Consider the following 13,336-nt stretch of genomic DNA (forward strand, 5'->3'; position numbering starts at 1 on the left):
GTGGCTCTTATATCAAAATCAGCAGCGAAGGTATCGAACTGGGTACACAGGATAATATCTATCTTAAGTGTAATGTATTGCAGAAGATGGGGGGGGCAGATATGAATATTGATAATTTATCGTTACCCGACATTATTGGTGATTATGCCGTTAAATTTATATGTAAAGATAAATCAGGAAAAATCTACGCCAATGAACGTTACATTGCTACACTCCCCAATGGCAAAAAGGTGCAAGGTCAAACCGATAAAAATGGATATACACAAGCATTTCATTCTGTGGATGAAAATGAAACCATCACACTGGAATTAATTAGTAGGTAAGTTTAAATATGCCAAATGATAATGAAAATACACAAAGGTGCAACGTTTTTACAGCCCAAACGTGTAAACTTGAAAATGGCGAGGTAGCCATTAAAGAAGTCGTATTAAAAAATGTGCCAACGCCGTTATTTGTGTTATTTGCGTATGGGGGGGATGGCGCAGCAGACTTTGAAAAGGCTGCTACTAATAAAAAAAAGCGATTAGAAAAAAAATACCCCGATGCCGAAATTCGAATCATAAAAGGTTTTGAGCATCCGCCCGAATTTAAAACAGAATGGACTAAGTTATATAATGAACTCACAACGCCTAAAACAGCGTGTAAGTACGATTTATGGCAAGTTCATTATTTTGGACATGGTGGTGAAGAAGCGTTGAATTTTAGAGGTGAAGAAGGGAAAAACAAAATTTATTTTAATAAAAAAGATAATATGGAACGTTTACCTTGGCATCCTCATGAAGGGATTTTTGTATTACACTCCTGTCGGGGGGCGGCTTATGAAGATACCCTTGATGTAACAAAAATAGAGAATCAAATTTGTCTAGCGAAAACTATCTCTGAACTACAAGAAACCCGTTGTTTAGGGCAAGTGACTTATGGTAATTTTGCTACCAATATTACAAAGTTCAATGATATTTTGATTGGTGGAGGAATAGGGGGGATGCCTGATTCAAATAAAGATCTATCAGCTGAAGAAGAAGCAAAACAATATTGCTATCGCTCCAATCGGGTTTTCAACGCAATAGCCCAAATTCATTCTGATGGTGTGCTATGGGGATATGCTTTATTGACGGGAAAAACCAAAACTAAAGTGTTAAAATTAAAAAATAAATATGAAAATAATGACGATATTCAAAACTCAACGCTTCCAAAGCTATACCCCATTTACCAAGAAATTGAAAAATTATCCTCTAAAAATCAAATTCTCCCTTGTCGGGTATTTAATAATGGCACGTTAGAACCACGTATTGTGGAAGTGGATGTTTTTAATCAAAATGATTTGGAGTATCTTTAATGCATCATCTTACCAAAACAACAAAATCAATCCTAAAGAAAATCACTATAGCTATTGGTTTTTGTTTGATTATTGGTATTGTGTATTTTTATTTTGATAATTCATTAAATTTAGATGATAACCTTGTTCAACCGGAAACTACAATTATGGACTATACAATTTATACTTCAACTATTCCTGAAAATGAATTATTACGCATAGACGAAGCTAAAGAACTATATGAATCCGCATTTGACGATGACGTATTTTTTGGGGTAGCTAATCCTGAAAAATTAGTAAAACTTATTAAACATGCTTGGCAATGGGATAAAAATGCGATGCCTTATTATTATGATCTGCTTCATTGGAAAGATTTGTATGATGGAGGGGGAAAAAAAGATGGTATCATGATGTCTTTTGACGAGTTTATGCGTAAATATCGCGATCAGTTAGTGGATAATGCCGGTAACCGACTAGTTGAACCTAAAGTGTTTAGAAGTATAAAAATGAGAGGTTATTTATGGAATAAATTTGCTGATTTAAAATATCCCTATTTTGCTTATCGTAAAAGTGGTCATTATGCGCCTTGTGGATTTGATGAAAAAGGAATAGCAAGACTATGCAAAGATGAACAATTAGAAAAAAGTATTGAATATCTCAATTATGCCATTGAAGGTGGCTACCATTGCTACGAAGGTTTGATAGCCAGAATGTTATTTCAACAAGGGCGTCACTATAAAAATCAGCAATATAAACAACTGAATAAGTTAACTGAATACCGCAAAACGTTAAAATCAGAAGATTTAAAACTGTCGATTGATTATGCGCAGTTAATGGCGGAGCATAGCTCGATTATTGGTATATTACGGGTTACTGAAGCCTATTTATATGGATTAGGCCGTGAGCATGATATTGTTAAAGCCTATGCGTGGTCGTTATTAAGTGATTATGCAAAACAAAAAATAGAAGAACTAGGTAACAATTTGGCTTGGCATGCTTATCAACTTCCCCCTGTTTGGGAATATAATAAGGAAATTCAAACACGTTTAGAAAAAGTCCTTAATTCAGCACAACAACAAGCGGCACGAAGCTATTTAACTGAGTTAAAAAATAAGATTGTTGTTTGGGATTACAATGAATGGCGAGATCAAATTGATGATTTTCATCCTAATCCTTAATCATTCCAAAACTACAACATACTCGTTGTTTAGGGCAAGATGGCATCCTTGGTCAATATGAATGATACTAAGTTTTTGGCAGGGGACAACAAAGCAAAAGATGCACAAGATAACTTATGGTTAAAAGTTGATGTACTTGATGATAAAAACCGAAAAAGAAGTGGTTGGGTGTTAGTGAATGGCGAAGGCGCTAAAAGGGTATGTTGTTGGGATTGGTTTGATTTTACGCAGATAAAAGAGACGGGCACATTAAAAGACATCTACCTTGACGCAGACAAATCCCTAAAACGCAATAAAGACAACCATTCCTTATCAGGATATAAACCAACGATAAAAGAAACATTATCCATTCTTGATAAACAATACCTTGTTGAAGAACATAAATATACCAGTATAAAAGAAGCGAGTTTTCAAGGTATTGTGAATAAACCGATATTGTACTTGGCATTAAGTCGCTTATTAATCAATTATAAAAGCGAATGGTACAGTAACGTTGATGCAGAGGGCAAACTGCCGGAATGGGAAGAATTAAACAGCGAGATGACCGAAGATGCTAAAAATCTATTAGGTTATTTACAAACGGGTGATGAAGCAAAATTCTAGGCATATTTAAGTAGTGTCGGTAAAGCAAAGGACTCGCCTGAAGCGAAAGGGTTTGAAACATTAAGACGAGAAATAAGCCGTTTTCCTGCTGATTATAAAGAATCACCCTCGAAAAAGCTGACTAAAGCGCAGTTTGAATTTTATGCCAAAATGGAAGCATTAGAAAAACAAGTAACAGCTTGGGAAAAGACCAAAGAGAAGATAAAAAAGATGTTGTGGTGGGATGATGTAGCTAAAGGCTTAGCCAAGTTAAAGCAACAAAACGACACGCAACCAGAAAATGGCGAGGCAACGAAGACCACAACCACCGCAGCAGACACCACCCCACCTGCCACGCTTAGCGCTGATGGCAAGGCATGGTTTATCCATCCAGTAGCGATGATGGATTATTTTAATGAGAAAATTAATCTTATAAGAAATTATACTCTAGAAAATGCAGAACTCGCTTTAAGGGCTATATACGAAAAGTATGGTAAGGATATGGCAATAATAATTGAAAGAATGTATCGTTCTGAAACTGCACATTTTAAATCTTTACAATATAAGAAGACAGGAACAGGAGGAATGGAGTCTTTTGGTTCACCTCCATATTATGGCTGGGATAGAGAGTTCTTTTTATTAAATCCAAATTATACTCCTATAGGAACTACACATTTATTTGAAAATGTTGGGTTGAGCAAGCAGGGAGGAAATGCTCAAATAAAAGATAGACCTAAAGAGTTTATAATTTTCCCTTCTGTGTTAGCTGCAATGGAGTATTTAGTTTTTTATATTAATAAATATAATGGTAATTATGCTCGTTGGCATTCAACCAACTCTGTTGTTCAAGAAGCCTATAAAAATATATTAAATAAAATTGTTCCAAGAATTGTTAATAAAATAGAGGAAGAAAATGCAAAAAAAATTAAAGTTACAATAATATTTGTTTTACAAATTTTGATAATTTTAAGCATAACATGTAATGTAAATGCCAAATCGATCGATTGTGTATCTGTTTTTGAAGAAATAATTAAAACTAGTGATTTTCTTCCAGAAGTAACATCAAGAGAAAAATTAACTATCGATTTATATGATATTTCAGTTAATGATGATTCAATTTTTTTCAAAGTCTATGACTCTGATACTGAAAAAAATAAAAATAGAGGAATGTTGGCTGTATTAGGTTGGGTGAAATACAACTATAAACAAAAAAGCATGGAAAATATTACATATGATGAATTAAACCCAGTTAAAGTTATTTATAAAAAAGAGTTAGAAATAAAATTTAATGAATGTTTGGGTTTTCATAAAATAAATATAAAAGATCTTGTCACTTCAGAATAAATAATGGAATAAAGCATTTTTTAGCAGAGAATCAATATGTAACTATCCCCTAAAATAGTACAACCCAAAAGTAGGAAATGCACTACGATAAAAGTAAAAGAGAATTTGAATATGAAAAAGATGACAGAATACAAAATCGTATTGATATTAAAAGAAGCAGAAGCTAGCATTCCTGTTAAAGAGCTTTGATGTATCGGATTAAAGCGGGTGATTTAGTGGGGCATATAGGTCATAACCAAAATAAAGGTATTACTAAAAAAACCGATAAAGATGGTAAGTATATTGATATAGACACTTTGCCAGAGGGTTCAAACGATAAAGAATTCTGCCCCCATTTACATGTTGAATGTTTCACCTGTGAAGACTTACCAAGTTATATTACTCAAACACAAGCAGAAGCGAGTCCCCCCCTGAAGAAGACAAAACATTTCTTGGCATAGCGAAACAAGCAAAGCTACTGGAAAAAGAAGCAACATCAGATACGACAGTGGGAAAACCTTATGCAAAGACTGTAACTATCCCTTAAAATAGTACAGCAAAAGCTGGCTTTTTTATGGCGTTTTCGGAAAAATCGCCAAAAAAACTTAAATAAAATCAATGTCTTTACTGACCGATTTTTGACAAAAATCTTATTAATAAAAAACAAAAATAGATGGCATTTGTGTCTTTAAGTTTTGTTACTTACACTTAATTTGATATTAACATACGCAATAGCTAAACCTATTGCGTATGTTAGATGACTTTAAAACATAATATTATTTTGGGATTTTTTAATCCAGATGACTAAAAAGAGTGTTCTCCCTGCGCTAAATAAAATATAAGAGAGCCATAACCCATGATTGCCCCAAATGGGTACAAATAGATATTGTGCAATGAACCATAGCAATAGCGCTAAAATCATTGAGTCACGAATAGACGATGTATAGCTAATTCCCGAAAATACGCCATAATAAATAAGCCCGCCAGCAACCACAATAGGGAATACAATAAGCCAGTATTGATATTCAGTACATAGGTTAATAATGTCGGTTTGATTAGTGAGCAACCGAATAATCATTGAATCAAATCCCAACCAAATCGCTATCAAAACAACAGGACAAATAAGGCATGATAGCAATGACCAACGTAGTGTTTGATTGTATAACGTGATGTCTTTTGTTCCTTTAGCTTTACCACTAAAAACACTCGATGCATTGGCAAAACCATCAAATAAGTAAGCCATTAAATAGTGGATTTGAAATAAAACCGCATTAGCGGCTAATACTTCAGTATTAAAACAAGAGCCAATAGAGATAAAATGGTTGGTAACAATAAGTAAACAGATAGTTCGAATCATTAAATTGGTATTAACTAAAATTACCCCTTTTAAAGATTGCCAAGATAATATGGCTTTGAAATCTGTTTTTTGCTCGGTTTTGGGTAGATAGGCATAAATAAACCAAATGCCCAATAGTGTACAGATGATTTGTGCACTAAGCGTAGCAAAAGCGACACCTTGAATATCAAAATGAAAACCCCAAACAAACGTGGCAGCCATAACAATGTTAAGTAAATTGATGAATACTTGCAAAAACAAAACCGCTTTTATTTTTGCCATGCCCATTAACCAACCCACTAAAACATAATTGATTAAAACAAAAGGTGCCCCCCAAATTAGAATAGTAAAATAGGTGTGGGCGTGGTGTTTTACTTCTTCATTTGGTTTTATAAGTTGCATGGCGGTATTAAATATTAGGCTTTGAAAAATAATAAAAACAATACCTAATAAAATGGCAATAAAAAGCGGACGAATAAGCGAGGATCTTAATAAAATAGGATCATCTAATGCTTGCGCTGAAAACCCTGTGGTGCTGACTCGTAAAAAGCCAAATAGCCAATAAATAGTATTAAAAATCACGGTGCCCACAGCAATACCCGCAATAAAGGCAGGATTAGGTAAGTGACCAACTAAAGCAGTATCAACCACGCCAAGCAATGGCGTTGTGATTGTTGAAATAATAAAGGGGATAACTAGCGCAAGGTAGTCTTTAAAATGGTATTGTTTGTTTGAATTTGAAGATGGGGTCATAATCTAAAATCCTAAAATAGATTCAAGAAGTTGTTTAGAATAAGGGTGATTGATTTGGCTTAATTGAGAAATATTATCCACCTGCTCAACAATTTGTCCTTGATAAAAAAAGATTACCTTATCGCACAAATAAGTGATGGTCGTTAAATCATGAGTGATAAAAATCGTGGTCAGGTTTAGCTGTTTTTGTAAATCGGCAAGTAAAGATAAAATTTGAGTTTGTACTGATATATCTAACGAACTGACTGCTTCGTCAAATAGAATAAATTTAGGTGAGCAAGCAATCGCCCGTGCAATACAAATCCGTTGCAATTGACCGCCACTCATTTCATGAGGAAAGCGGTGATAAAAAGAGTGATCTAACCCGACTTGTTCTAACAGTGCATCAATTCGTTTTTGACGTTCTTTGTTTGATGTTTTTTCATAAATATCAATAGGTTCGGCAATAATTTCAGCGGTAGTAAAATAAGGGTTAACTGATGCATTATAGTCTTGAAATACGGCACTAATATCACGCCGCATTGATGATTTTCGCCAAATGCGTTGAGATGTATCAAATCCATTAAAGTAAATGTTTCCACTATCTGGCTTTTCAAGCCCTAAAATCAGTTTACCTAGGGTACTTTTACCACTGCCACTTTCCCCAATAATCCCCAAACACTGACCTTGATATAATGAAAACGAGACATCATTAATTACCGATATTTTTTTGCGACCAAGTAAGCCTTGATTGGGTTGTAAAAACGATTTTTTTACATGCTCAAGTTGTAATAACGGTGGCATTTAGATTGTCTCCGAATTAGGTGTCATATAATTGGGTTGAACAACACAATTAAATTTGGCTAATAATTGCTTACGAGCATTAATTAAATATTGAGTATAATCATTTTTAGAATGATAAAAAATATGATCTCGACTTCCTTGTTCCACAATGGTCCCTTTGTTCATTACCAAAATGTGATCGGCTATATGGTGAATAACGCCTAAATCATGTGAGATAAATATCATGGATGTTTTGGATTGTTGTTTAATTTGTTCAAATATTTTTAGAATATGAAATTGGCTAATTGAATCTAATGCAGTTGTTGGTTCATCGGCAATAATTAGCTCGGGTTCAAGCATCAGAGCAATACCAATCATTATTCGTTGTAGCATACCACCACTTAACTGGTGAGGGTATCGATTATAAATTTGTTTAGGATTATCAAGACCGATATCTGTTAGCATATTAAGCGTTTTAGTTACGGCTTGATTTTTAGTGGTTGGTTGATGAGCCAATAGCGTTTCAACAACTTGTTTACCAACACAGTAAAGCGGATCAAAAGCACTCATTGGGTGCTGTAAAATGACCGAAATCACATTACCACGAATGAAACGTAATGTTTCGTTGTTTTGTTTTAACAAATCGCCATTTTGTTGTAACTTAAGTCGTATTTTTTGGGGTGAAAACAGGATTTGCCCTTGAACTGAAAAATAAGGTTCTAACAATCCCATAATCGCTTTGCATGTTAAGCTTTTGCCACTACCACTTTCACCAACAATACCTAAACATTGATGATGTTTTAGATGAAATGAAATATTATTTAATAGTGGCTTGCAGTTATCTAGTGTTACGGTGAGATTGTTAACTGTAAGCAATGTGTCACTCATGCTGTTTTTTCCTTTGGATCTAAAATATCTCGCAAACAATCCCCTAGCATATTAAATGCAGCAACCACAATCAAAATAGCCATCCCCGGAAAGACCATTTGCATCGGGTGCTGAATCATTACGTTTTTGGCTTCGCTTAACATCAATCCCCATTCTGCGGTGGGTGCTTGTACACCTAATCCAATAAAAGAAAGTGCCGAAATGTTTAAAATGACCCACCCTGTATCGAGTGTAGCAAGCACAACAAGTTCAGACATTATATTAGGTAGCAAGTGGCGCCGAATAATAAAAAAATGAGGAGCACCAATTGTGCGTGAGAAAAGAATATAGTTTTTACGGCTATACTTGATTACAGAACTACGAATCATTCGGCTATACCAAGCCCATTTGACAACAATATTAGCAATAATTACGTTTTCAATACCCACCCCAAGCACGCCGACAATGGCTAGTATCATTACCTGACTTGGAAAAGAAAGCATGATATCGCAAAGGCGCATAATACATTCATCAAGTTTACCTCTTTTATAGCCTGAAATAAGCCCAATGATCGTTCCAATAACAATTGTTATTGCCATGGTCAATATCGACAAAAATAGCGTTGAGCGAATGCCATAAAGTAACCGAGAAAAGATATCCCGACCTAAATGATCACAACCAAACCAATGCTGAGCAGAAACCGATGCATATTTGCGCACAATGCGAACTTTATTTGGATCAAATGGAGCAATATAAGGGGCTAAAATACCTAAAACAATAATCACACCAATAATCGTTAAACAGCATAATGCTATTTTATTTTTGAACAGTTGCTTAAGTTGGTTCATGAAAGGCTACCACTCTCTTTTAATCGTGGATCAAGTAATAGGTGTAAAACATCCACAATAAAATTACAAACAACAAATAAAATAGCCATCAATAAGATATAAGCTTGAATAACAGGGTAATCTCGATTCATTATTGCAGAAATACACAACCGCCCAAGCCCTGGCCAAGAAAATATATACTCAACAACAAACGAACCCGCAATTAATTGCGGAATGGTCATACCTAATGCGGTGATGGTGGTTTGTAATGAATTGACTAACACATGTTTTAAAATAATTGTGCGTTCTTTTAACCCACGACTACGAGCATAAAAAATAAAATAATTATGCATGTTTTCAATCATGTTATTACGAATAAAGCGAATGTAAGTAGAAATATATACAAACGATAATGTCATTGTAGGTAAAACTAAGTTTTGCCAAGAACCATAACCATTAGTTGGCAATAGATCAAGATAATTGGCAAATAACCAAATAAATAATAACCCAAGCCAATAGCTTGGCATCGCTGTACCTAAGAAGATAATGATACGCAAAATCCGATCAAACGTAGAATTAGCAAAAATGGCGCAGAGTATGCCAAAAACTAAACTAATAATAAGGGTAAAAACAAAGGACGATGTAGCTAAAATAAGTGTTGGTTTTAAACTGCGGATCATCTCATCCCAAACAAATCTGTCTCGATGAGTAAATGAGCGACCAAAATCGAGATGAAAGACATTATACAGCCAGTTAAAATAACGATACCAAAAAGGTTCATTTAAACCAAGCTCTTGGCGCATACTTTCAATGGCTTCAGGTGTTGGCATAATTTCGTTTAGGCGTAATGCAACTTCGGCAGGATCTGAAGGTGCTAAATTAATCAGTAAAAATGCGATAAATGAGATACCGATAAGAATCGGTATCATCATAATTAGACGTTTGAAAATATAATTTAACATTATTATTAAATAATAAAATCAACAAATTAATAGTGCATTTTATCAAACGGAATATCAAATTGCGACGGCGCAAATTCAATGCCTTTTAGTGACTTAATAGCAATCGCACGGTTACGTTCATAAGTTAAAGGAATGTATACCGCTTCGTTATGAAGCGTTTCCAGTACATAACGATAAAGCGCTTGTCGCTCTTGTTCATCGGTGGAAATAAGCGCTTTGCTAATACTTGCATCAATTTTAGCCTTTTCTGCTAAGCCTTGCTGAGCAATATAATCACCATAAACAGGCAACTTCATGCCAGATAAGAAAGACTGCGGATCATAAGGCATCCCCCACGAAATATCAAAAACCATATCAAAATCACCGGCTTTTTGGCGATCGCGATACCCTTGCTCTTCTTCACCGTGAATATTCAATTTTAAACCAACTTGTTCAAATTCATCTTGCATATATTGAGCAATGGTTTTTTGCGAAGCTGTGTTGCTATCATAGTAAAGGGTGATTTCGAACGGTTTACCTTCTTTTTGACGATATTGCTCACCATCCACTTTAACCCAACCCGCTTTATCAAGTAGTTGTGCTGCTAATTTTGTGTCGTACTGATAGGGTTTTAGTCCAATATTGGCATAAGGAATATTGGTTGCCATTAAGGTATCGGCTGGGGCTTCACTACCATTAAAAATACCTTCAGAAACATCTTTTTTACTGATGATATGCTCAATGGCTCGGCGCACATTGGCATCGTTAAGTTGTGGTCTTGTTGTATTCATCAAAACCATTCGGCTTGAAACAGGTTTTGACATTAATGTTTGAAACTTATCCATTTTAGCAAATCGTTCATACGAATCAGCATCGACCATATTTTTACCGTAAATAAGATCAATTTCACCTTTTTCAAGCGCCATCAAACGGCTTTGGTTATCAGCGATCACTTTCATTGTGACTTTTTTAATTTGCGGTTTTGTGCCCCAGTAGTTAGGGTTTTCATTAAAAATAGCATACTGATCTTTTTTATGATCGCCTAAAATATAAGGACCTGTACCAATATAAGATTTAACGCCATTTTTAGTTTCGCCATCAATCATAGAATTTGGTGAAATAAAACGCATTGGTCTTGTAACGGCAATTTCAATCAAGAATGGGTAATAAGGTTCTGATAGGTTAACTTGTAAAGTATAATCATCTACAGCTTTGATTTCGGTAATTAGGCGTACCATTTCAAGCCAAGTATGGCGTACTTTATTTGACAGCACGGCATCCCAGTTTAGCTTTGCGCTATGGGCATCAAATTTAGCACCATCACTAAAAGTGACATCTTTTCTTAACTTAAACGTATACGTTTTGCCGTTGTTAGTAATAGTCCAGCTTTCAGCAAGCCAAGGCGAAAAGGTACCATCCTCGTTGTAATGAACCAGCGACTCATAAAGCATATTTTGCGCCCACATTTCGCCACCATAAAGGTGTGGATTCAAATCACGAATATCACGAAAGTTTGCAAAAGTAATATCATCTTTAGCAAAACAGTTAAGACTCATGGTTGTTAAAAGCAAAGCAATGAATAAACGTTTTATACAGCTAAAATTAAAATGCATACAAAATCCATTAATTATCATTATCAAAGCTAAAATAGTAGCATACACACAAATGATAATAAATATCATTTGGTTACTTTAATAAAAAACATCTTAAAAATCATCATGATTAAAATGATAAATTGGAGCTAGTGAAAATTGAATAAATGATGATACCAATAAGAGTTAGTATCATCATTAGATTTTTTATTGCTTGATAAACCAAATTAGCCAATTAAAAATGCATTTTATCAAATGGAATATCATATTGTGACGGCGCAAATTCAATGCCTTTTAATGATTTTATTGCAATTGCACGATTACGTTCGTAAGTTAAAGGAATGTATACCGCCTCGTTATGGAGCGTTTCAAATACATAACGATAAAGCGCTTGTCGCTCTTGTTCATCGGTGGAAATAAGCGCTTTGCTAATACTTGCATCAATTTTAGCCTTTTCTGCTAAGCCTTGTTGCGCCATATAGTCACCCCAGACAGGCAATTTCATTGCAGATAAAAAAGACTGCGGATCATAAGGTGTCCCCCAAGAAAGATCAAAAACCATGTCGAAATCAGCAGCTTTTTGACGATCGCGATACCCTTGCTCTTCTTCACCGTGAATATTCATTTTTAACCCCATTTCTTCAAATTCATTTTGCATGTATTGAGCAATGGTTTTTTGCGAGGCTGTGTTGCTATCATAGTAAAGAGTAATTTCGAACGGTTTCCCTTCTTTTTGACGATAATGCTCACCATCCACTTTAACCCAACCCGCTTTATCAAGTAATTGTGCTGCTAAGTTGGTATCATACTCATAAGGTTTTAACCCGATATTAGCATAAGGGATATTGGTTGCCATTAAGGTATCGGCTGGCGCTTCACTGCCATTAAAAATACCTTCTGAAATATCTTTTTTACTGATGATATGCTCAATGGCTCGGCGCACATTGGCATCGTTAAGTTGTGGTCTTGTTGTATTCATTAATATGATTCGGCTCGAAATTGGTTTCGACATTAATGTTTGAAACTTGTCCATTTTAGTAAATCGTTCAAATGAATCGGCATCAACTACGTTTTTTCCGTAAATGAGATCAATTTCACCTTTTTCAAGCGCCATCAAACGACTTTGACCATCAGTAATCACTTTCATTGTGACCTTTTTAATTTGTGGTTTTGTGCCCCAGTAGTTAGGGTTTTCATTAAAAATAGCATACTGATCTTTTTTATGATCGCCTAAAATATAAGGACCTGTACCAATATAAGATTTAACACCATTTTTAGTTTCACCATCAATCATAGAGTTTGGTGAAATAAAGCGCATTGGTCTTGTAACGGCAATTTCAATCAAGAATGGGTAGTAAGGTTCTGATAGGTTAACTTGTAAAGTATAATCATCTACGGCTTTGATTTCGGTAATTAGGCGTACCATTTCAAGCCAAGTATGGCGTACTTTATTTGACAGCACGGCATCCCAGTTTAGCTTTGCGCTATGGGCGTCAAATTTAGCACCATCACTAAAAGTGACATCTTTTCTTAACTTAAACGTATACGTTTTACCGTTGTTAGTAATGGCCCAGCTTTCAGCCAGCCAAGGTGAAAAGGTACCATCTTCATTATAATGAATAAGTGACTCAAAAATCATATTTTGTGCCCACATTTCGCCAGAATAAAGGTGAGGATTTAAATCACGAATATCGCGTGAATTGGCAAAAGTAATATCATCCTTAGCAAAACAATTAATACTCATGGTTGTTAAGAATAAGACTATGAGTAAAGATTTTATACGACTAAAATTAAAATACATGCAACCCCCATTGATCAATAATTATCAAGCTAAAAATAGTAACACAGTCAAAAATGATA

At 34.9% G+C, this 13,336-nt stretch carries 12 protein-coding genes and 1 pseudogene; 6 read left to right on the plus strand and 7 right to left on the minus strand.

The window, feature by feature from the left end; genetic code table 11:
* The 6 genes and pseudogenes from GQ594_RS09790 to GQ594_RS09815 all read left to right on the plus strand — a co-directional run.
* A pseudogene (locus GQ594_RS09790) lies at positions 1 to 323 on the plus strand (hypothetical protein); the annotation flags it as partial.
* Between the two features lie 8 nt (positions 324 to 331).
* Positions 332 to 1,336: a hypothetical protein gene (locus GQ594_RS09795; protein WP_160412633.1), complete on the plus strand. Its 1,005-nt coding sequence runs from the start codon at positions 332 to 334 to the stop codon at positions 1,334 to 1,336.
* Positions 1,336 to 2,493: a hypothetical protein gene (locus tag GQ594_RS09800; RefSeq protein WP_160412630.1), complete on the plus strand. Its 1,158-nt coding sequence runs from the start codon at positions 1,336 to 1,338 to the stop codon at positions 2,491 to 2,493. Before GQ594_RS09795 ends, GQ594_RS09800 begins: the two co-directional genes overlap by 1 nt.
* Positions 2,494 to 2,550: 57 nt before the next feature.
* Positions 2,551 to 3,096, plus strand: a complete 546-nt coding sequence (locus tag GQ594_RS09805) for a hypothetical protein (RefSeq protein ID WP_160412627.1) — start codon at positions 2,551 to 2,553, stop codon at positions 3,094 to 3,096.
* Between the two features lie 150 nt (positions 3,097 to 3,246).
* Positions 3,247 to 4,419 (plus strand): hypothetical protein, encoded by a 1,173-nt coding sequence (locus GQ594_RS09810; RefSeq protein ID WP_160412624.1) that lies wholly within the window; start codon positions 3,247 to 3,249, stop codon positions 4,417 to 4,419.
* A 188-nt stretch (positions 4,420 to 4,607) separates the two neighbouring features.
* Positions 4,608 to 4,859, plus strand: a complete 252-nt coding sequence (locus GQ594_RS09815) for a hypothetical protein (protein ID WP_160412622.1) — start codon at positions 4,608 to 4,610, stop codon at positions 4,857 to 4,859.
* Between the two features lie 302 nt (positions 4,860 to 5,161).
* Here the strand turns inward: GQ594_RS09815 and GQ594_RS09820 are convergent, their stop codons facing one another.
* From GQ594_RS09820 to nikA (GQ594_RS09850), 7 genes are all read right to left on the minus strand, one after another.
* Positions 5,162 to 6,487, minus strand: coding sequence for an MATE family efflux transporter (locus tag GQ594_RS09820; RefSeq protein ID WP_160412619.1), 1,326 nt, complete (start codon positions 6,485 to 6,487; stop codon positions 5,162 to 5,164).
* Between the two features lie 3 nt (positions 6,488 to 6,490).
* The gene (locus GQ594_RS09825) at positions 6,491 to 7,270 is read right to left on the minus strand and encodes an ABC transporter ATP-binding protein (protein ID WP_160412614.1); all 780 of its coding nucleotides are present in this window, start codon (positions 7,268 to 7,270) and stop codon (positions 6,491 to 6,493) included.
* Positions 7,271 to 8,137 carry an ABC transporter ATP-binding protein gene (locus GQ594_RS09830; RefSeq protein ID WP_160412611.1) on the minus strand — a complete coding sequence of 289 codons (867 nt, stop codon included), beginning with the start codon at positions 8,135 to 8,137 and terminating at the stop codon, positions 7,271 to 7,273. It lies immediately after the preceding gene.
* Positions 8,134 to 8,964: a nickel/cobalt ABC transporter permease gene (gene opp1C / locus GQ594_RS09835; RefSeq protein ID WP_160401139.1), complete on the minus strand. Its 831-nt coding sequence runs from the start codon at positions 8,962 to 8,964 to the stop codon at positions 8,134 to 8,136. Before opp1C ends, GQ594_RS09830 begins: the two co-directional genes overlap by 4 nt.
* Positions 8,961 to 9,905: a nickel/cobalt ABC transporter permease gene (opp1B, locus tag GQ594_RS09840; protein ID WP_160412608.1), complete on the minus strand. Its 945-nt coding sequence runs from the start codon at positions 9,903 to 9,905 to the stop codon at positions 8,961 to 8,963. The genes opp1C and opp1B overlap by 4 nt, the downstream gene beginning before the upstream one ends.
* 26 nt (positions 9,906 to 9,931) lie before the next feature.
* Positions 9,932 to 11,497 (minus strand): nickel ABC transporter substrate-binding protein, encoded by a 1,566-nt coding sequence (gene nikA, locus GQ594_RS09845; protein WP_202112562.1) that lies wholly within the window; start codon positions 11,495 to 11,497, stop codon positions 9,932 to 9,934.
* A 214-nt stretch (positions 11,498 to 11,711) separates the two neighbouring features.
* Complete coding sequence (gene nikA, locus GQ594_RS09850) at positions 11,712 to 13,277, minus strand: nickel ABC transporter substrate-binding protein (RefSeq protein WP_160412604.1); 1,566 nt, start codon at positions 13,275 to 13,277, stop codon at positions 11,712 to 11,714.
* Between the last annotated feature and the right edge of the window lie 59 nt (positions 13,278 to 13,336).

The organism is Gilliamella sp. Pra-s52 (genome assembly GCF_009795805.1).
Classification (GTDB): Bacteria; Pseudomonadota; Gammaproteobacteria; order Enterobacterales; family Orbaceae; genus Gilliamella.